The sequence below is a fragment of the Geovibrio thiophilus genome (assembly GCF_004087915.1).
Lineage (GTDB): Bacteria > Chrysiogenota > Deferribacteres > Deferribacterales > Geovibrionaceae > Geovibrio > Geovibrio thiophilus.
On sequence record NZ_CP035108.1, the window covers coordinates 1835982 to 1856631 of the forward strand.

The 20650-nt window shown below is 49.6% G+C and carries 16 protein-coding genes and 1 CRISPR repeat array (1 of these 17 running past the window's edge); of the genes, 5 read left to right on the plus strand and 11 right to left on the minus strand.

The annotated features are described in order from the left end of the window. Positions 1 to 107: 107 nt before the first annotated feature. The 11 genes from EP073_RS08700 to EP073_RS08750 form a co-directional block, all read right to left on the minus strand. A complete protein-coding gene (locus tag EP073_RS08700; RefSeq protein ID WP_128466763.1) occupies positions 108 to 1535 on the minus strand; it encodes an aldehyde dehydrogenase family protein in 1428 nt (475 codons plus the stop codon). A gap of 59 nt (positions 1536 to 1594) precedes the next feature. Next, positions 1595 to 2998: a sigma-54-dependent transcriptional regulator gene (locus EP073_RS08705; RefSeq protein WP_128466764.1), complete on the minus strand. Its 1404-nt coding sequence runs from the start codon at positions 2996 to 2998 to the stop codon at positions 1595 to 1597. After that, a complete protein-coding gene (locus EP073_RS08710) occupies positions 2998 to 5118 on the minus strand; it encodes a cache domain-containing protein (protein WP_128466765.1) in 2121 nt (706 codons plus the stop codon). Before EP073_RS08710 ends, EP073_RS08705 begins: the two co-directional genes overlap by 1 nt. Before the next feature lie 59 nt (positions 5119 to 5177). Beyond that, positions 5178 to 5891 carry a DUF5131 family protein gene (locus tag EP073_RS08715; protein ID WP_128466766.1) on the minus strand — a complete coding sequence of 238 codons (714 nt, stop codon included), beginning with the start codon at positions 5889 to 5891 and terminating at the stop codon, positions 5178 to 5180. Between the two features lie 79 nt (positions 5892 to 5970). After that, entirely contained in the window at positions 5971 to 6291 is a 321-nt protein-coding gene (gene ppnP / locus EP073_RS08720) for a pyrimidine/purine nucleoside phosphorylase (RefSeq protein ID WP_128466767.1), read from the minus strand. 64 nt (positions 6292 to 6355) lie between these two features. After that, entirely contained in the window at positions 6356 to 8908 is a 2553-nt protein-coding gene (mprF, locus tag EP073_RS08725; protein WP_164885321.1) for a bifunctional lysylphosphatidylglycerol flippase/synthetase MprF, read from the minus strand. A gap of 82 nt (positions 8909 to 8990) precedes the next feature. After that, positions 8991 to 9860, minus strand: coding sequence for a MetQ/NlpA family ABC transporter substrate-binding protein (locus EP073_RS08730; RefSeq protein WP_128466769.1), 870 nt, complete (start codon positions 9858 to 9860; stop codon positions 8991 to 8993). Positions 9861 to 9874: 14 nt separating this feature from the next. Next, a complete protein-coding gene (locus EP073_RS08735) occupies positions 9875 to 10552 on the minus strand; it encodes a methionine ABC transporter permease (RefSeq protein WP_128466770.1) in 678 nt (225 codons plus the stop codon). After that, complete coding sequence (locus EP073_RS08740) at positions 10545 to 11579, minus strand: methionine ABC transporter ATP-binding protein (protein WP_128466771.1); 1035 nt, start codon at positions 11577 to 11579, stop codon at positions 10545 to 10547. The genes EP073_RS08735 and EP073_RS08740 overlap by 8 nt, the downstream gene beginning before the upstream one ends. A 206-nt stretch (positions 11580 to 11785) precedes the next feature. Beyond that, the gene (rbsK, locus tag EP073_RS08745) at positions 11786 to 12697 is read right to left on the minus strand and encodes a ribokinase (RefSeq protein WP_128466772.1); all 912 of its coding nucleotides are present in this window, start codon (positions 12695 to 12697) and stop codon (positions 11786 to 11788) included. After that, entirely contained in the window at positions 12694 to 13740 is a 1047-nt protein-coding gene (locus EP073_RS08750; RefSeq protein ID WP_128466773.1) for a LacI family DNA-binding transcriptional regulator, read from the minus strand. Before EP073_RS08750 ends, rbsK begins: the two co-directional genes overlap by 4 nt. A gap of 151 nt (positions 13741 to 13891) precedes the next feature. Here EP073_RS08750 and rbsD point away from each other — a divergent pair, with 151 nt between their 5' ends. The 5 genes from rbsD (at position 13892) to EP073_RS08775 (ending at position 18179) form a co-directional block, all read left to right on the plus strand. Next, complete coding sequence (gene rbsD, locus EP073_RS08755) at positions 13892 to 14311, plus strand: D-ribose pyranase (RefSeq protein ID WP_128466774.1); 420 nt, start codon at positions 13892 to 13894, stop codon at positions 14309 to 14311. Next, entirely contained in the window at positions 14311 to 15816 is a 1506-nt protein-coding gene (locus EP073_RS08760; protein WP_128466775.1) for a sugar ABC transporter ATP-binding protein, read from the plus strand. The genes rbsD and EP073_RS08760 overlap by 1 nt, the downstream gene beginning before the upstream one ends. A 27-nt stretch (positions 15817 to 15843) precedes the next feature. Further along, a complete protein-coding gene (gene rbsC / locus EP073_RS08765) occupies positions 15844 to 16782 on the plus strand; it encodes a ribose ABC transporter permease (RefSeq protein ID WP_128466776.1) in 939 nt (312 codons plus the stop codon). Positions 16783 to 16805: 23 nt separating this feature from the next. Beyond that, positions 16806 to 17681: a ribose ABC transporter substrate-binding protein RbsB gene (gene rbsB / locus EP073_RS08770; protein WP_128466777.1), complete on the plus strand. Its 876-nt coding sequence runs from the start codon at positions 16806 to 16808 to the stop codon at positions 17679 to 17681. 123 nt (positions 17682 to 17804) lie between these two features. Then, the gene (locus EP073_RS08775) at positions 17805 to 18179 is read left to right on the plus strand and encodes a winged helix-turn-helix domain-containing protein (protein ID WP_128466778.1); all 375 of its coding nucleotides are present in this window, start codon (positions 17805 to 17807) and stop codon (positions 18177 to 18179) included. Between the two features lie 145 nt (positions 18180 to 18324). Then, a CRISPR array of direct repeats spans positions 18325 to 20650; the repeat unit is 28 nt; unit sequence TTTCTAAGCTGCCTGTGCGGCAGTGAAC (it continues 3108 nt past the right edge of the window).

Consider the following 20650-nt stretch of genomic DNA (forward strand, 5'->3'; position numbering starts at 1 on the left):
TTTACAATCCAAAATTTACCATCCTTGGAAATTTTGGATACACGCTCACGCCGTGATAAACACGGCTTCGCTCCGCACGGCGCAACTCCATCCATGGAGTTGCATGGTTAATTTCTGTTAATCATCACCATCTTAATCGTCATCATGTCTTCCATGGCGAACTTAACGCCCTCTCTGCCGAGACCGGAGAGCTTGTTGCCGCCGTAGGGGAGATGATCGACCCTGAAAGTGGATGTATCGTTTATCATCACGCCGCCGACATCAAGTTCATCAACGGCTTTCATCGCTTTGTTTATATCTGTCGTGTATATACCCGCCTGAAGTCCGAAATCGGAATCATTCACTCTCGCCAGAGCATCATCAAAATCATCATAAGCCACTATGGACACCACTGGAGCAAAGGTTTCCATGCACATTACCTTCATCTCCTCAGTAACGTTTGTAAGCACCGTTGGAAGATAAACCATGCCTTCCGCCCTGCCGCCTGCGGCAATAACAGCGCCCTGAGCTTCAGCCTCCTTCACCCATGAGTCGATACGGTTAAGCTCTTTTGAGTCTATCATGGGTCCGACATCACACGCCTTATCCATAGGATCGCCGATTTTCAGCGCTTTCGTCTTTTCCACAAACAGCTCAGTGAACCTGTCCACGCATTTGCTGTTAACGTATATCCTCTGGAGGGAGATGCACACCTGACCGGAGTTTGAAAAAGCGCTCACAACGCATCTGGCGGCGGTTTTTTCAAGATCGGCATCGGGCTCAATGATCGTAGCCGAGTTGTTACCGAGTTCCAGCGTAACCTTCTTGATCCCTGCCTTGCGCATTATCTGATCCCCTACCCCGGGAGAACCGGTGAAGGTGATTTTCTTGGTTTTAGGGCTTATAACTATTGTGTCTCCCACTGTTGCGCCTGAACCTATAACAACATTAAGCACCCCTGCAGGGAGCCCTGCTTTCTCCATTATTTCAGCGAGAATTATGGACGAAAGCGGTGTGGATGAGGCAGGCTTCAGCACAACGGTATTTCCGGCAGCGATTGCAGGGGCAACCTTATGAGCCACAAGGTTAAGAGGGAAGTTGAAGGGGGTTATGGCGCCGATTACGCCCACAGGCTCACGCAGGAAATAGCCGACGCGGTTTTCACCGAACTTGCTGGCATCAATCTGAATTGTTTCACCGTGGATGTGTTTTGTCTCTTCCGACGCGAACTTGAATGTCTCCGCACTGCGCAGTACCTCGTTCATGGAGAACTTCCACGCCTTACCCGCCTCAAGGCAGATTATCTCGGTTATTTCATCCGCACGGTCAAGTATACCCTGCGCCGTCTTCTCCAATATTTCCGAGCGTTTGTGTGCGGGCATCCTGCGAAATGATCTGAATGCCGCTTCCGCCGCGTCTATAGCCTCGTCAGTGAGCGCTTCATCCGCCTGCGGAACATAGGCGAAGATTTCGCCGCTGAATTTATTTTTTACTTCGAGTTCCTTACCCGTTTCCACCCATTTGCCGTTTATGAGTGTTCTGTAATGCTTAGGCATTTTTTCACCTCTCACGCTGTTTAACTTACAGCATTGTCAGGTGCAATAAGCATGCCAGATCAGGAGGTGCGTTTTTTGAGACGTTTGTGGAGAGCCTGTTTTGAAATGCCTAAAAGCCTCGCCGCCTGACTCATGTTTTCCGAAGCCTTGAGAGCCTCACTGACGGCGTATTCCGAAACCTCATCCAGCGTGGGGAAGCGCCCGAAGATTTTCTCAAGGGAGCTGACGGTTTCAGCGTCCGCAGCAGGGAGAACTTCAGTGCCGCCCAAGCGTCCGGCGATTATATTTTCCGTGATTATGCCGTCCGTGCAGCGCACCACAGCATCATAGATATAGGTTTTAAGCTCACGTATATTCCCGGGAAATGTGTGGGAGGTGATAAGGCTCATAGCCTCCCTGCTGATCTCAGGCTTGGGTTTATTGACTGTTTTAGCCGCTTCTTCCGCAAGATAGTTCGCGATAAGCGGAATGTCCTCTTTTCTCTCACGGAGGGGCGGAATTTTGATAAGATGGGTGCTGAGCCTGTAATACAAATCCCTGCGGAATCCGCCGGAGGAAGCGGCAGAGCTGAGGTCTTTGTTTGCGGCGGCGATTATCCTCGCCTCGCATCTCTTCGGCTTGTCCGAACCGAGAGGATAGTATATCCGCTCCTGTAAAAGACGCAGAAGTTTAACCTGTGAGACCTCACTCAGGTCTCCTATTTCATCCAGAAAGATTGTACCCTGCCTTGCCTTCTCGATAAGTCCTGAGCGCACACTGTCCGCGCCTGTGTAGGCTCCCTTGGCATGTCCGAAAAGTGTATCCGAAAACAGTGTGTCATCCAGACCGGAAACATCCACAGCCACAAACTCGCCGGTGAAGCCGCTGACATCATGAATGGCACGGGAGATCATCTCCTTTCCGGAGCCTGTTTCACCAAGAATAAGCACAGGCTGACCGCTCACCGCTATTGCTTCAATATACTGAAAAATACCGTGCATCTCAGCGTTTCTGGTTACTATACGGCTGAAAATATCCTGCCGCCTGAGACCGCCGCCGAAGTTCATTCCTTTCATGGAGAGAAGCTCGGAACGCAGGGCGCTTATCTCGTGGGCATTTCTCAGCGCAGAGCTGAACGTGTTCATATTTATAGGTTTTACAAGGTAATCATGGGCGCCCAGCTTAAGGCACTCCACAGCGACCTCGATCTCCGAATTGGCAGTGCAGATAATCACCGGAACATGGGGCATCTGCTCCTTGATTTCCCGCAGAACCTCCTGACCGGACTTGTGGGGCATGTTAAGATCCAGAAAAACCACTGGCGAAGGCATAGTCCGCAGAACACTCATAACCTCTCTTGAATCCTCAAGGGCGGTTATGTTCTTTATTCCCATGGACTGAAGCAGGAAGGAATACGCCTCAAGCTCGTCTTTTTCATCATCCACAAGAAGAATGCTTGAGCCGTAGTTGTTGAAATCTATCATTAAGCCTCTGCGTGCTTGGGCAGGGAGATGGTGAAAACCGTCTTTCCTTCGCCGCTTTTTACGGTGATTGTGCCGTGCATCTCGTTTTCAACTATCATTTTTGCCATGTAAAGCCCCATTCCGGTGCCGGAGGCGGTGCCCTTTGTGGTGAAGTACGGATTAAAAATCTTCGGCATCATGCTCTCTGTTATGCCGCAGCCTCTATCTGTGATGTGTATCATAACATTGTTTGTCAGGTTCTCAACATCGATTTTTATCTCACGGGCGTCCGCGTCCGGCTGTGAAACAAATCTTTCAATCACAGCGTCCCGCGCGTTGGCGAGAATATTCACTATTACATGCACAAACTCGCTTCTGTAGCCGTACACAACAAGAGCCACGTCATCGGGCACTGTCACTTTCATCGTGATTCCGCTCTGCTTGAAGTTCGGCTGAACAAGCTTCACTGAGCTGTCTATGACTTCTGCGATGCTGAAATGCTCCTTGTTTTTGCTGGGTTTGAAGAAATGACGGAAGTCATCTATGGTTTTGGACATGAACTGAATCTGGGAATCTGCCGCTGTGACAAGCTTTTCCACAAACTCTTTGGTGATCATGCTGTTGTAAAAGGCTGACTGTATGCTTACCACATAGGTTGAGAGAGTGTTCAGCGGCTGACGCCACTGGTGAGCTATAGCACCCAGCATCTCACCCATGGCTGCCATTTTCTGCGCCTGTCTGAGCTGCTGCTCGGCGTTCACACGTTTTGATATATCTCTGATGCTTATGAGGATAAACTCCTCCTTGTTAAGATGCTGGCTCTTGAGGTTAACCTCACAGGGAAACTCTGTTCCGTCTGAGCGGAGGAAGCTCCACATGAAGGACTGCTGTTCCCCTTCGCTCGCCTTATTTATAATGCGCCTAACCTTCTCTAGGCTGTTTTCGCCCTCGGGCTGAAACTCAGGTGAGAGATCAAGCATGTTGTTTCCGATTATACCGTAATGATTTACGCCGAAGACCTCTTTGGCCTTCTCGTTGCACTCCACGATTATCATCCCCTTGCTTATGAGGATGGCGTCATTCGCCACATGAAAGAGCGTCTGGTAGTGGGTTTCCACCTCTTTACGCCTGTTTATGTTCCACGCAAGATCCTGATTCATCCCGCTTATCTGCTCGGCGTGCTGGAGAACTGTGGATTTGTAGCGGCGGTTATAAATGAAAAGCAGAAAAGCGCTGCCGCCCACAACAGCCATTGTGAGCAGAACCATCAGCCCTACCGCTCTGAGAGCGGATTCAGCGGCGAAAAGCATAGAAGTGCGCTCGGACAGGGCATAAGCCTCTTCCCTTGTCATTGTGGTGCAGAGGTACCAGCCGACGCTTGAGATAAGCTGATAGGCGAGAATGTTCTCCTGTCCGCCGACCTTATATGAGAAAGTGCCGGAACCGAAGCTTTTGAAATGCTCCATGACTCCGTTCAGGCTTGGATCTGTCTCCTGAAGGCTGTGCTTAAGCAGAAGCTCCTGATCCGGATGCACCATGTATGTTCCTTCGGAATTGACGATGAAGGAATAGCCTGTCTCCGCCGCCTTCACGTTCATCACATTCTTAACCAGCATGTCGAGAATTATGTCGTTGCTGATCACGCCTATCATTTTATCATCCCTGAAAAGGGGAGCGGAGAGAGCTATAACCATCTCCATGGTTGTCATATCTATATAAGGCGGGGAAACAGCCATTTTTCCCTCTTTGACGGCGTTGATGTACCAAGGACGGACTCTGGGATCATAACCCTCAGGCGGAATCCAGTCCGCTCCGTCTATCATAGTTCCGTCCTCAAGCCCTATGTAAACATCGCTGAAATCACCTGCGGCTATCGCCATTTTCAGAACGGACATTGTGGTTTCTTCCGAAAGATGCTCTATCTTGTTGAGCTGATCGATTGCAGAATCCACAACCTGCATCTGATGCTTAAGCCACATTTCCGTTGTAGCGGCCGCCTGCGCCGCCACATTCTGCTGATGCGCAAGCACGGTGTTCTCTATGACCACATTGGCGCTGTGGTAGGTAATGCTCACCAGAACACTGACGGCTGTCAGCAGAAGAGCCAGAACAATTAATGAATTCCGCAGTTTGATTATCATGTGTTTACCTGTCCGCTTATTCAGGTATCCGGATGCAATAAGTGTGCCAGTTTTATTTTTCAAGGCAGATCTATCCCCGCTTTTTTCGCCTGAGAGTGATGAAGCTCACGGCGGAGAGTATACAGCTTTCCGTCCTTGCGAAAGTGCCTGCCTGTCTGCCTGAAATTAAACGGCACTCCCGCCGCCCTGCACTGATCACGTATTGATAGCACCCAGTCGTAATCGCACTCCCTCGCCTCTGTGCCGGATTCGCCGCCGACAATGACAGATTCTATGGCAGAGGTAAGATAATGCGACAGATCAATGGCTTCAAGCAGGGGCTCACATATTATAGATTTATGCTTCACTGGGACTTCCAGAAAAATCGGCAGGCGGTAGTCAGCCATTTTCTGGTTTTCCACAGTGCAGGATATGGTCACGTTTTCGTACCCCTCTGCCCAGTCATCGGGAAGGGAGACACGGAAGCGGTCTATCCGTTTGGTTATGATGAAAAAATTCAGATCCGAACGGAAGCGTATCATCTCCCATATGTCCCGGCGCCACTCATCCGCCTCTTTCAGGAAAAAGTCTGATGAGAAGCAGGTGTACACCACATCGCTTCCTGTCAGCTTGTGGTCGCCGCTTTTTGTGCATCTCAGCGGCAGATTGAAGCTTCCTGTTTTTTCAACCTTGGAGCTGTCTTTGTTATGCACGGCGTCCATACGGTATACGTAGCAATGGTCGCATCCCGGGCTGATTTTTGTGCATCCGTGCCATGGGTTCCAGATAGGCAAAGGGGGGTTCTCCGTCTTAATTAGTTATGCTGTTAATATAACATCGGTCGGGGAAAAAGCCGCCCCTTTTCGGAGCGGTTTATTTATTTTTCACAAATGAGCAGCAGTAATCGGCGGGTTTGGAAACCCTCAGACTAAAGCTTGAGTTTGCGGGCACTTCAAATGTGCATTCGCCGTTTATTACCAGAGGTTCTCTCCTGTCAGGCAGATCAACCTCCAGCTCGCCGCTCATAAACTCCATAACCTCCGCCTCAGCAGTGTTGAAGGTGTATTCCCCTGCCTGCATGAAGCCAAGAGTCTTCACTGAGCCGTCTTCAAACCTGACCGTGCGGCTCACGACATTGCCGCCGAAATATACGTTCGCCTTCTTCACCACCGAGACATTTTTAAATCCGTCCATTTTCTCCCCCTGCTAAGAGTTTTATTCAGAAAAAGATAGCCTGAATTAAGCGAATAATCATCATTTATTTGCTGAATATGCCCGATGCGCCGCCGCTTATGAGACTCGCGATGCTTTTAAGAGCGGAAGGGAGAGAGAAAATACTCTGAACGGCGATGTATCTCGGTTCCCACTGGGGTTTGAACTTCTCTTTATAGCTTCTTAAGCCTTTGAAATTATAGAATCTTTCACCGTGCTTAAACATTATGCCCGCAAGCCTGTTCCAGAACGGGGAGAATGAGTGCAGCTCAAAACCGGAAAGCGGAGCCATACCGAGGTTGAAAAACTCATATTCTTCCTCTTTCGCATGGATAATCAGCTTAATGAACAGGTACTCCATTATACCTTTCGGAGCGTCGTTTCCGTATCTCATAAGATCTATTGAAAGTTCATGTTTTGAATCAGTCATCCAGAGGTTGGCGAACGCTACCGGCTTATTATCCCTCATTACCGCCGCAAAAGGCATGCGCATGAGGTAATCCTCACTGAAGCAGCCGAGAGAGAAGCGTTTCTCTCTGCTGTTCTTGGTTTGCATCCATTCATCGGAAAGCTGTCTGAAAACAGGAAGCAGGGGGAGAACTTCCTCTTTTGAAAAAATTCTCAGTGAGCAGCCCTCCTTCTCCGCTTTTTTTATGGTGTTGCGCATTCCGCTCCAGTGGCTTCCTTCCAGAGAAAAATCAGCAAGCTTCACTCTTGCCTGTTCGCCGATTTTAAAGATTTTAAGCCCCGCGTCCAGATAATGGGGGATATAGTCCGCCCCCACTTCGTAAAAAACGGCTCTGCACCCGTGTTCCTCACTCATCTTTCTGAAACGGAACACAAGCTCAGCGGCAAGCTCTTCCGGTCCCACCGGATCGCCCATGCTGATAAAGCTGCGCCCTTCCGTTCCGTACATTATGAAGCTTTTACCGTCTTCTCCGAAAAGATACTGTTTGTCGGGCAGATACGCCAGATATGCCGTAGTGTCGTCACTTTTAGCGACAACAGGCTCAATCAGCTTATTTATATCATCCGTATAAGGGACGAAAGCAGGCTTTGACGGCTGAATGAGCTTAAACGCCGCAAGAACGGCAATAAGCGTAAACAGCCCCACCATAGCACGGAGGAAGCGGGGTGCCTGATCGTCAAAAGTAAATGTCCACCAGAGTTCGCTCCGGTATTCCACATGCTTGTATGAGAAAAAACCGAGCCAAGTGAAAACAAGAAATATTACAAGAATAGTGAAGAACCACTCCTTAGTCAGAACTTCGCTGATGAAGGAGCTCTTCTTATTATAAAGCCCTCTGGTGGGGAAAAGAGCAAAGATTATCACTCCCTGAAGAGCGAAAGTCTCAACCTCTGCGCCTTTGAACAGAGAAAGCACAGCGCCCACCGTAAGCAGAATGAGAGTAAGCTGGTATGCGAGATCGATCTTTTTCAGCAACCCTCTGGAAAGGATTATAAGTCCCATTCCGGCAAGGCTCGCCAGAAAGTGAGACGACTCCATGAGACTCAGGGGAATTATCTTCGCCAGAAACGGCAGACGGTCAGGGTTGACGGGAGTAGCGCCGCTGAAAAGCAGATATGCGCCGCCGATGAACACTACCGCCGCCATAAGCATAGGCGTTACAGCATTGTACATCCTCCCCGCGAACAGGATAGGTTTTGCCATTGCCGATTTCAGCCTTAAAACTTCCGAAAAGCCCACCAGACAAGCCGCAGCGAGGAGCGGGAGGATGTAGTAAGTTATCCTGAAAACCAGAAGAGCGCCTATAGCCGCTCCGGATGATTCAGGCGGAAGAAAAGAGAGAAGCACCGTCTCAAAAACAAGCACGCCGCCCGGAACATGGCTTATGAGCGCCGCAGCCTGAGCAAGCATGAAAATACTCAGAAAACTGAAATAGCCTATATTCGCCGAATCGGGCAGGAGAACATACAGAACCGCCGATACGCAGAGCCAGTCCGCACAGCCCACAAATATCTGCATCACTCCGAGTGAGGGCGAAGGCAGACTGACGGGCATGCTGTATATACTGAAAGGCTCTCTGTAGCGGAAAAGCATAAAGATATAAGCGGCGGATGCCAGAAGCAGCACAACACCCGCATAGCGAAGATTTATAAAAGGGAAAGACAGCAGAGGGGAATGGACGGCAAAGGTAATGCCGCTCAGCGTCACAAGACCGCCCCAAAGGGTTGCCGTCGTGAAAATTATCACTTTTGAAATATCGCCGAAGCTCAGTCCGCAGGCTGAATAATACCTGTATCTGACAGAACCGGAAGCAAGCACGGAAAGCCCTATGGAGTTACCGAAGGCGTAGCTTATGAACGAGGCGAGCATCACTTGTTTTTTCCCGACCTTTGCTCCGGCGTATTTCAGTCCGAGAAAATCATAAAATGAAAGTATAAAAAAACTCAGAGAGGTCAGCACCAGTGCGGCTGCTTTTTTATATGCGGGAATACCGTTGAGATCGGCAACTATTTCATGGATACTGTGCTTCCTCAGGAATGAATGAAGAAAAACCGCCAGCAGAACCGCAAGAATAAAATAGAGAGCAAGAACAAGGAAGTGTCTGTTCTTTATGTTTTTTATTAACCGCATGCCCAATGTTAGCATGATATGAATGAAAAACGCATGAAGATTTTTACGGAGCGGACAGGTTTATCCGCCCCGTTTTATTTTGTTATCTTATTACTTCCTGAGCGGGAACAATCGCGCCCTGATATTTTTCTTCTATAAAGGCTTTCACTTCAGGAGAAGCGAGAACTTCCGCAAGCTTAACGAGCGCCTCTTCATTTGCTCTCTCTGCTTTTACAACAAGGATATTTGAATAGGGCGAGTCCTTATCCTCAATGATAAGAGCATCCTTGGAGGGGTTGAGCCCCGCCTCAAGAGCGAAGTTCGTGTTGATCACCGCACCCGCAGCGTCTTCAAGCACACGGGGAAGCTGAGCTGCGTCAAGCGCTTTCACTGTGATATTTTTGGGGTTTTCGGTTATATCCTGCACAGTCGCCTTTATGCCTGCGCCGTCAGCAAGTTTGATAAGCCCTGCCTTTTCAAGGAGAGCAAGTGCGCGTCCGCCGTTTGTGGGATCGTTGGGAATGGCGATAACTGCGTTATCCTCAACCTCGGCAATGGACTTCACCTTTGCTGAGTAGAAGCCCATTGGCTCGATGTGAACTTTAGCTGTAGCCCTGAGGCTCAGACCGTGATCAGCGCTGAAAGACTCAAGATACGGAAAATGCTGAAAATAGTTCGCGTCAAGCTCGCCCTTGTCCAGAGCAAGGTTCGGCTGAACATAGTCGGTGAAAGTGATTATTTCCAGATTAACGCCCTGTTCCGCAAGAATAGGCTTTGCGAACTCCAGTATCTCCACGTGGGGAACGGGGGTGGCGCCTATTTTCACTGTAACAGCCTGCTGTTCAGCGGCTGCGGGAGCGGCTTCGCCTGATGCCTCTTTCTCCTCTTTTTTGCCGCATCCGGCAAAAAGAACCGCTGATGCGATCAGAACCGCCGCACCGAGCAGCAGTTTTTTTAAAGTAACACCTTTCATGTACTCCTCCTTACTTATATTTTTCTTCCGTAGCTGTAGCGAACCGCCAGCCTCATACCCAGTGTCTGGATAAGCTGAACAATTATCACCAGCACCGCCACGGTTATTATCATCACGTCTGTCCTGAAACGGTTGTAGCCGTACTGGATGGCAAGGTCTCCAAGACCGCCGCCGCCCACGGCGCCCGCCATAGCAGTGTAGCCCACAACATTAATAGCCGTTATAGCCGCACCCAGAATCAGCGAGCTTCTTGATTCGGGCAGCAGAACCTTAGTTATTATCTGCCAAGGGGAAGCGCCCATGGACTGCGCCGCCTCGATTACTCCGGAGGGAACCTCCTTCAGCGATGTCTCGACAATCCTTGCCACAAACGGCGCTGTTGAAATAACAAGCGGGACAATTGCCGCAGTTGTGCCGATCGATGTGCCCACCACTGCCCTTGTAAAGGGGATGAGTGCCACCATAAGCACGATGAACGGAGCGGAACGGAGGATATTGATCACCGTGCCGAGAGTTTTTTCCACCCAAGTGTTGGGGAGAATATGTCCATTGGAGGACACAACAAGGTAAATACCCAGCGGCAGCCCGATTATATACGCCATAGCGCCGGAAGCGGCGATCATGTACAGAGTCTCCCACACTGCGGGAGACACAAGCTTCAGCATTTTAAACAGATAAACTGAATCAGGCATCTGCTCCTCCCCTGCTCAGGTATGAAAAAGTGAGATTATTTCTTTTGAGATATTCATGGGCACGGGCGCGCTGCTCCGCCGTTCCCCGTATTTCCAGTATCAGGTTGCCGAAGAGCGATGAGCGCAGATGCTCTATGCTGCCGTAGAGAATGTTTATCTGCACGCCGCACTCTGTTACGAGTCCGTTTATGACGGGTTTTGATGCGGCATCGCCGAGAAAGTTTATACGCACAAGCTCTGCGTCCGCATGGGCTGAAAGCTCTTTCAGGAGCTCTTCCGGCAGCTCGGCAGGGAAAACACTGGCGACAAAGTCTTTAGCCGTTTCAGATTTCGGAGCGGTGAAGACCTCCTCCACAGAGGCATCCTCAACGCATCTGGAATCATGAAGGACTGCGACGTGGGTGCAGATCTCTTTGATCACCTTCATCTCGTGGGTTATTATAACTATCGTAAGCCCAAGCTCACGGTTGATGTCTTTAAGCAGGCTGAGAATAGAGAGAGTAGTCTGCGGATCAAGAGCTGAGGTTGCCTCATCGCACAGGAGAACATCCGGCTTGAGGGCAAGCGCACGGGCTATGCCAACCCTCTGCTTCTGCCCGCCGCTGAGCTCGGAAGGGTAAGAATCCGCTTTTTCCGTGAGTCCGACCAAAGGAAGAAGCTCTGAGACACGCTCTTTAATCGCAGCCCTTTTCATGCCGTCTATCTCAAGGGGAAAGGCGATGTTCTCCGCCACAGTTCTTGATGCAAGGAGATTGAAATGCTGAAATATCATCCCTATCTTCCGTCTGGCTATGCGGAGATCAGTGCCTGAAAGCGAAGTGAGATCCTGCCCGTTTACAAGTATCTGCCCTTCCGTGGGCTTTTCCAGAAGGTTAAGGCAGCGCACCAGAGTGCTTTTACCGGCTCCGCTCAGACCTATGATGCCGTAAACGGAACCCTTGGGAATATTCAGATTTACACCGCCGAGAGCACGGGTACTGCTTCGCCCTGTGGAATAAACCTTGCCTAAATTATTAATTTGAATCATTAATTTCCTCTGCCGCCGTCAAAAAGGCAATCCAAAACAAAAAGGCTAAGAGCCTTCCGTGTGTGGAACCGCTTAGCCTCGGTTTTCATACATATCCATAAAACCTATATTTTTTATAGGCTAAAATAACTGCGCTGAAAAGTCAACAAATTTGTCTTAACATTTAGGCACTATATGTACAGTCGGCAGTTATGTGAAGAGAAAAATCAGCCCTCAAGCAGACCCTGCACCTCATTGAGTGAGGGCATTCCATCCTGAGCGCCGTGTTTTGTGGTTGAAATGGCTGCTGCTGCGTTGGCGAATCTCACTGCGGCTCTAAGCGCCATACCCTCGCCGAGCGCATAGGCAAGCCCCGCGTTAAACGTGTCCCCCGCCGCGGTGGTGTCCACGGTGTTCACTTTGAAGCCCTCCGCATGGATGAGCCTGCCGTTTTGGTAAATGTACGCGCCCCTGCTGCCTGCCTTCATCACAGCAGCCTTCACACCCTTAGCGGTGAGAGCTTTTCCGGCAGCCTCAAACCCTGTCTGATCATCAGGGCGTATTCCGGTGAGCGCTTCCGCCTCGGTTTCATTAGGTGTAATTATATCTGCAAGTTTGAGAAGCTCAGAAGGAACATCCCCCGCCGGCGCCGGATCGAATATAATCCTCGTTCCTGCGGAGTTTGCGATCTTCGCTGCCTCAAGCACCGCTTCCATGGGCACCTCAAGCTGGAGCAGCAGAAAATCCGCCTTCGCGATAAGCTCATTTTTTTCTTTTATATATTCCGCGCTTACTCTGCCGTTTGCGCCGGGGATGATGATTATAGAGTTTTCCCCGTTTTCATCCACGGTAATAACGGCTATTCCCGTTGAGGTTTCCTCTCGGGTTATCCCTTCGGTGCTGATGCCCAGCTTTCTGAAATACTCCATATACTGCGCAGCGTATATATCATTGCCGAGCTTGCCCGTCATAACCGTCTCTGCTCCGAGCTTGGAGAGAGCAACCGCCTGATTCGCCCCCTTGCCGCCTGTAAACGTGCTGAATGATTCGCCCTGCACAGTCTCCCCTTTTTTCGGGAAACGCTTTGTTCTTGTAACCAGATCTATATTAAGACTTCCCGCTACGCAAAATCTGCTCATAAATCCTCCTTAAAATTCGCTAGGCGCTTCACGCTTTTTCTCTCTATAACCTCGCCGCCTATCATTATCTTCTCATAGGGCATGCGGCTGCCCTCCTTTATCCTCTGGGTAAGGAGGCTTACCGCCTTTGAGCTTATCTTCTTCTTGGAAACACTGACTGTTGTCAGCGGAGGCTCTGTCATTGATGTTGCGGGCAGGTTATCAAACCCGACCACAGAAACATCCTCCGGAACGGAATACCCCTTCTCTTTAAGCGCGCGGACGCAGCCCATGGCTATTATATCATTCACGCAGAACAGAGCGGACGGCATCTTTACACCGGAGGCGAGTATTTCACGCATGTCCCTGTAAGCGTCCTCGTATCTAGAATCCGCAGTGAAGAAAAACATTTCATCCGCCTTAAGCCCTGAAAGCTCAAGGGATTTAACGAAGCTGCGCTTTCTGTGGGCGAAGTTGCTTGTCTCTCTCCTGCCTGTGACTATGCCGATTTCCCTGTGCCCCATGCGGACAAGGTGCGAAACGGCGTTGTAAACAGAAGAATCGTTGTTCATATCCACGAAATCAAAGGGCATGTGCGGATAAAGAAGATCTATGAAGACAAGAGGTATGTGCACCTTAAGAAAGTGGGTTATGTCCCCTTCGTCCAGCTCGGTTCCAAGTATGATCGCTCCGTCTGCGCCGGAGGAGTTGAGATAAGAAACAACCTCAGAGGGATTAAAGGAGGGAAACGCCGTGACCTCCAGCGAATAGCCCTTGCTCCCCGCTTTCATCTGCGCTCCGTCTATATAATCGGCTATGAATGCCTTATGGTTCTCATTAAGGATCTGTCCGTGCTTGACAATATTCACAAACAGCAGCGCTTTGCGCTTCTTCCTCGGCACGCCGCCCTCAAGTCCTTTGTAGCTGTTTTCACGGGCAATTCTGAGAATCCGCTCCCTCGTCTCCGATCCAACGCCGGATTTGCCGTTGAGCACAAGGGAAACGGCGGCGGGAGAAACTTCTGCAAGCTTTGCGATTTCTGCTACTGTGATATTTTTTTTCATTTTATTCCTGATGTGGACGGAACATATTTGCTTTATGATTATTATATCACATTTTAGCAGCGCTCAACTAAATTTTTAGTAAAATTTTACTAAAACATTTACTTGATCTCTTCTTACCGTCTGGTATCATTACATTAGAAAGGGTGCTGATATGAAAAAGGGACAGCTTCTTAACAGCCGTATTTCGGCAGTTATTTCAGAAATGGGACATACCGACACCATAGTCATAGCAGACGCAGGTCTGCCCATACCCGCTTCCGCAGAGAGGATCGACCTAGCCCTCACTACCGGAGTGCCGGATTTCATCACCACTCTGCTTAATGTCCTCTCTGAGCTTCAGGTGGAGAAAATCACCGTCGCCGAAGAAATAATCAAGGCTAATCATACAGTTTGGGACATGATAACCGCTGTAGTAAAAAAAACCGCAAAAACACAGGGAAAACCCGTTGAAACCGCCATGGTTTCCCACGAGCGCTTCAAAGAGATGACCAAGAACGCCAAGGCTGTTATCAGAACGGGCGAATGCACCCCTTACGCCAATATAATCCTGCATTCCGGAGTGGTATTCTGATGAATAACGCCCCTCTGCTTGAGATGAAAAGCATAACCAAGACATTCCCCGGAGTAAAGGCTCTGGACGATGTTTCCCTGCGGATTTTCTCAGGGGAGGTCATGGCGCTTTTGGGTGAAAACGGGGCGGGCAAATCCACTCTGATGAAAATTCTCAGCGGTGTTTACACAATGGACTCAGGGGAAATGCTTTATGAAGGCAAAAAACTCACCGTCAAAGATCCGAAGGACGCTCAAAACAAAGGCATAGCCATAATCCATCAGGAGCTTAACCTTATCCCTGAACTCACAGTGAGCGAAAATATTTTCCTCGGGCGGGAGCCTGTGAACCCCTTCGGTAAAATAAAATACGCTGAAATGAACGCTCTGGCTGCGGAATACCTTGTGCGCCTCGGCGAAAAAACGCTTCCAACGTCCAAAGTGTCGTCCCTCAGTGTCGGTCAGGCGCAGATGGTGGAGATAGCCAAGGCGCTTTCCATGAACGCTAAAATCATAATCATGGACGAACCCACAGACGCGCTTACGGACGTGGAAACAGAAAATCTCTTCAAAGTAATCAATGAACTGAAAAATGACGGCAAGGCACTTGTTTATATTTCCCATAAGCTTTCCGAAGTATTTGAGGTCTGCGACAGGGCAACAATCCTCCGTGACGGAACCCTTGTGGACGAAAAACCCGTGGCGGAGCTGGATGAAGAGAGCATAATCCAGCTTATGGTAGGCAGACCGCTTCTTGAGAGATACCCCAAGTCCGACTGTCCGCAGGGGGAAGTGGTTTTTGAGGCGATCAGTCTCACCAACTCTCTTGTGCGAAGCATCAGCTTTCAGGTGAAAAAAGGTGAGGTCGTGGGCATAGCGGGGCTTATGGGCTCAGGGCGCAGTGAAGTTGCGAAAACCATCTTCGGCGTACTCCCTCTCACGGCTGGCGAAATCAGGCTGAACGGAAAACCGCTGAAGGTTACCCATCCGGCGGACGCAATCGCCGAAGGCATATCATACGTCTCCGAAGACAGAAAACAGTTGGGGCTGATTCTTGGCATGAGCATAAAAGAGAACATCACCCTGCCCGCTCTTAAAAAATATCAGAATGTGTTCAGGCATGTTTCATACGATAAAGAGACGGAAACATCAAAAGAATACATAAAAAAGATGTCCATAAAAACCACAGGTCCTTCACAGAAAGTAGTCAACCTCAGCGGCGGCAACCAGCAGAAGGTTGCGATAGCCAAGGGTGTGGTCACAGAGCCTAATGTCCTGATTCTGGATGAACCGACAAGAGGCGTGGATGTCGGCGCCAAGAAAGAGATATACGAACTGATAAACCTGCTCAAGGCTGACGGAATGGCTATTATACTCATATCATCCGAACTGCCTGAGGTTCTGGGCATGAGCGACCGCATACTCATCATGAGTGCGGGACGCATATCCGGTGAGCTTACCCGACAGGACGCCACTCAGGAAAAGATAATGACGCTCGCCATAAGCGGGCTTACACAAACAGCCTGATAAAAACATAATGACGGAGTTATTCATATGAAAATGACGGTTAAGGAATTCCTCATCAGATTCAGACCGCTTCTGGGTCTGTTGATTCTCGCAGTGATAGTCTCGCTTCTGAGTCCGAGATTTCTCACCGTCAGCAATATCTTAAACGTTCTCCGCCAAACCTCGATCAATGCGGTGATGGCAGCGGGAATGACATTCGTTATTCTCACCGGCGGCATAGATCTCTCAGTGGGTTCCATACTCGCACTATGCGGCGCCGTGGCGGCTTTTATGATCTCAAGCGGGTTTGACCCGTACATAACCATAGCGACCACCCTGCTTCTGGGAACTGTTCTGGGAGTTTTCGCTGGGGTAATCATAACGAAAGGAAAGGTTCAGCCCTTCATAGCAACCCTTGTAGCTATGACCCTTCTCAGGGGAGCAACCCTTGTTTTTACCGACGGCAGACCCATCTCAACTGGTTTTGACGCAAGCTCGGACGTTTTCGCATGGTTCGGCACAGGCTATGTTCTCGGCATTCCGGTGCCTGTTTTCCTAATGATTCTTGTTTTCGCAGTGTCTTATTATGTGCTTAAATACACCCGCTTCGGCAGGTATGTATACGCTGTCGGCGGCAATGAGGAAGCATCAAGACTCTCCGGTGTGCGTGTCAGCAGAGTAAAAACCGCAGTTTACGCCATAAGCGGGCTCCTCTCCGCTCTGGCGGGAATAATAATCACCGCGCGTCTCTCCTCCGCTCAGCCCACAGCGGGCGCAGGATACGAGCTTGACGCCATAGCCGCCGTCGTCCTCGGCGGAACAAGCCTCGCCGGAGGCGTGGGAACAATCTTCGGAACACTGATCGGCGCGCTGATAATAGGCATACTTAACAACGCCCTGAACCTCATGAACGTGTCTTCATACTACCAGATGATCGCTAAGGGAGCGGTGATTCTCATCGCTGTCCTTATGGATAGAAAAAAATAACATCAAACAAAAAGGAGAGTCGCATGAAAAGGATCTTAGCTATCGCGGCGGCATTTATTGCAATTACTGCAATGTCCGCCTTCTCTGCACAGAAACCAGTAGGTCTTGTGGTATCCACGCTCAACAACCCGTTCTTTGTGACCCTTAAGGACGGTGCTGAGTCAAAGGCAAAAGAACTCGGAGTTCAGCTCATTGTTCTTGACTCACAGAACGATCCCGCAAAGGAAATAGCAAACGTTGAAGACCTTCTTTCAAGAGGCGTAGCGGTTATACTGATCAACCCCACCGACTCGGACGCTGTGGGCAACGCAATCCGCATCGCAAACAGGGCAAAGGTTCCCGTCATCACCCTTGACAGAGGCGCAAACGCCGGAACAGTTGTTTCCCACATAGCCTCAGATAACGTAGCCGGCGGCAAAATGGCAGGTGAATACATAGTTCAGAGACTTGGCAAGCAGAGCAACGTTGTGGAACTTGAGGGCATACCCGGAACATCCGCAGCCAGAAACAGAGGTAAAGGCTTCAACGAAGCGCTCAAAGGTTCGCAGATCACCGTTATCGCCCGCCAGACAGCAGACTTCGACAGAACAAAAGGGCTCAACGTAATGGAGAACATCCTTCAGGCTCAGCCCGTTATAGACGCTGTTTTCGCTCATAACGACGAAATGGCGCTCGGCGCCCTCAGAGCTATTCAGGCTTCCGGCAGAAAAATCATGGTTGTCGGCTTTGACGCAACAGATGATGCTGTTAAGGCTGTTAAAGACGGCGCGCTTTCAGCCACAGTGGCACAGCAGCCAGCTTTCATCGGCGCCAAAGGCGTTGAAACAGCAAAGGCGGTTCTTGACGGCAAAAAAGTTCCCGTCGGCATACCTGTGGGGCTTAAGCTCATAACAAAATAATTATCCATACACATCACCAAACTATGGCGGGGGCAGCCCCGCCTTTTTTTATCAGTTCCATGCGGTTTTTTCGTCAGAATAGGTGTATAACATTATTGTACAAATTTTAAAAAAGGTCGTGATATGAGCTTAAAAAACGATTTGTTCAGCAAAACCGCAGGCGAATACACATATGGCGGCAGAATCTGGATCGATAAAAACGGAAAAAACTTTCTCGGACTGGGCAAAATACACTTTCTTGAACTCATTAAACAGCACGGCTCCATGTCAAAAGCGGCATCTATGCTCAATATGTCCTACAGCAAGGCGTGGGGCATGGTGGACACCATGAATTCGCTTGCGCGTAAACCTCTTGTGGTCAAAAAAACAGGCGGCGCAGGCGGAGGGGGAGCGGAGCTTACAGAGGAAGGAGAAAGGGTGCTTGAACTTTACTGGGAATTTTCAAGGAATTTTGAGCTGTTCCTTCTGAAACAAAAGGAAGTCATTGATCAACTTTAGAAAAGTTCCCTTAACCAAAAGAAACCTAACCTGTTGTCACAAAATCACATGTTGTAAAAACAGATCTAGGGGGAAAATCAAGTAAGCAAAAACTGCCAGCCCCACCCTATCGTTATCAGTTGATGTTCGCCTTACTTTTTGCTTATTTCTAAGCTGCCTGTGCGGCAGTGAACGCCAGTATCAAGGCTTGTCACCATCCGTATCGTTTCTAAGCTGCCTGTGCGGCAGTGAACGTGCCCTCTGTGGTGGACGTAATAACATCAAATTTCTAAGCTGCCTGTGCGGCAGTGAACTCGCAAGAGATATAGCCTCTGCCATTGTGCGAATTTCTAAGCTGCCTGTGCGGCAGTGAACAGATGTGGTGAAATAGAAGCTCTCCGTATACATTTCTAAGCTGCCTGTGCGGCAGTGAACAAGGCAGCCAATATATCACGTTCGATATTCATTTTCTAAGCTGCCTGTGCGGCAGTGAACGCTGTCACTTCCCTTTACTGCGGCCGCTTTCATTTCTAAGCTGCCTGTGCGGCAGTGAACGCGGATGCTATCAGCGCACAGCATATAGGAGTTTTCTAAGCTGCCTGTGCGGCAGTGAACGTAGAACGAGCTTGATCTGAAACCGAGGTGCATTTCTAAGCTGCCTGTGCGGCAGTGAACATCAATTTTAGATTCAACATACTGAACTTTAGTTTCTAAGCTGCCTGTGCGGCAGTGAACCGAATGGTAAAAACCGGGGAGATAGAGGGGTTTTTCTAAGCTGCCTGTGCGGCAGTGAACAAATGCTTGAAGTTCTTACGGAAACCCTCAAATTTCTAAGCTGCCTGTGCGGCAGTGAACGGACTTTTTAAGTCCGCCAGATTCAAGGTTAATTTCTAAGCTGCCTGTGCGGCAGTGAACGCAACGGGGGCTTGCCCTGCCCGAATGGACAGTTTCTAAGCTGCCTGTGCGGCAGTGAACTTATACTGGCGGCGTGAACCGCCAAAAAATTATTTCTAAGCTGCCTGTGCGGCAGTGAACGCCATTCCGCATCAATGACAAAAAACCCGCATTTTCTAAGCTGCCTGTGCGGCAGTGAACCTGGCGGAGAAGAGGTTCTCGCCCGCTCAAATTTTCTAAGCTGCCTGTGCGGCAGTGAACGGTAAACAGGTATAGTTATGAGGATTTTTTCATTTCTAAGCTGCCTGTGCGGCAGTGAACTACGGGCTCATTGAGTCGCCCCGAACTTTGAATTTCTAAGCTGCCTGTGCGGCAGTGAACACCACAAACAACACATTCCGCCATTTTTCACCTTTCTAAGCTGCCTGTGCGGCAGTGAACATATGCTCCGTGGGGTTGAAAGCATCCTGAAATTTCTAAGCTGCCTGTGCGGCAGTGAACCTTGTCGAAATTAGCGCCCGCTTCTTTAAGCATTTCTAAGCTGCCTGTGCGGCAGTGAACTCTGGCGGACTTAAAAAGTCCGCATCGTTGAGTTTCTAAGCTGCCTGTGCGGCAGTGAACATGGGCAGATGCTCCAGTTACAGGCGTTACAATTTCTAAGCTGCCTGTGCGGCAGTGAACCCGTGCCGTCTCTCCTGCGCTTTCTCTCCAGTTTTCTAAGCTGCCTGTGCGGCAGTGAACTCAGTAATTCAGCTTATGCTGTGAGCTATAAGTTTCTAAGCTGCCTGTGCGGCAGTGAACCTGTAAAGAAAGAAGTCAGAAAAATTGACAAATTTCTAAGCTGCCTGTGCGGCAGTGAACTGTGAAGCATATCTATTTGCAAGTGCTGTGTCTTTCTAAGCTGCCTGTGCGGCAGTGAACAGAAACCGGCTGCCTCCCCTGTGTACACTCAGTTTCTAAGCTGCCTGTGAGGCAGTGAACATATCCACGGCGGGTTGTTTCCGGCGGGTTTTTTTCTAAGCTGCCTGTGCGGCAGTGAACTCGGGACAATACAGGTCTGTCCTGATTCTTGATTTCTAAGCTGCCTGTGCGGCAGTGAACGCTCAAGCGCATCTTCTTCCGGTTCTTCCTCCTTTCTAAGCTGCCTGTGCGGCAGTGAACGACAGACTTGAAGAAAGGATGCTGGAGATGCTTTTCTAAGCTGCCTGTGCGGCAGTGAACATGCGGCAATGCCTGTTCAGAGAAGTTATTAATTTCTAAGCTGCCTGTGCGGCAGTGAACGAAATGATTTCGTGGTATATCGATCAAGAAACTTTCTAAGCTGCCTGTGCGGCAGTGAACAAAACGCAACGGTGTATATTTATGACTCTCTTTTTCTAAGCTGCCTGTGCGGCAGTGAACGTACGCAATACCTTATTTGCATATCTGCTTTATTTCTAAGCTGCCTGTGCGGCAGTGAACTGGGGATCGCAAACACCATAACCGTTACATACTTTCTAAGCTGCCTGTGCGGCAGTGAACCGTGCATACATGCACAGTCGCCGCAAACTGATTTTCTAAGCTGCCTGTGCGGCAGTGAACGAACAGCGAATAACGGG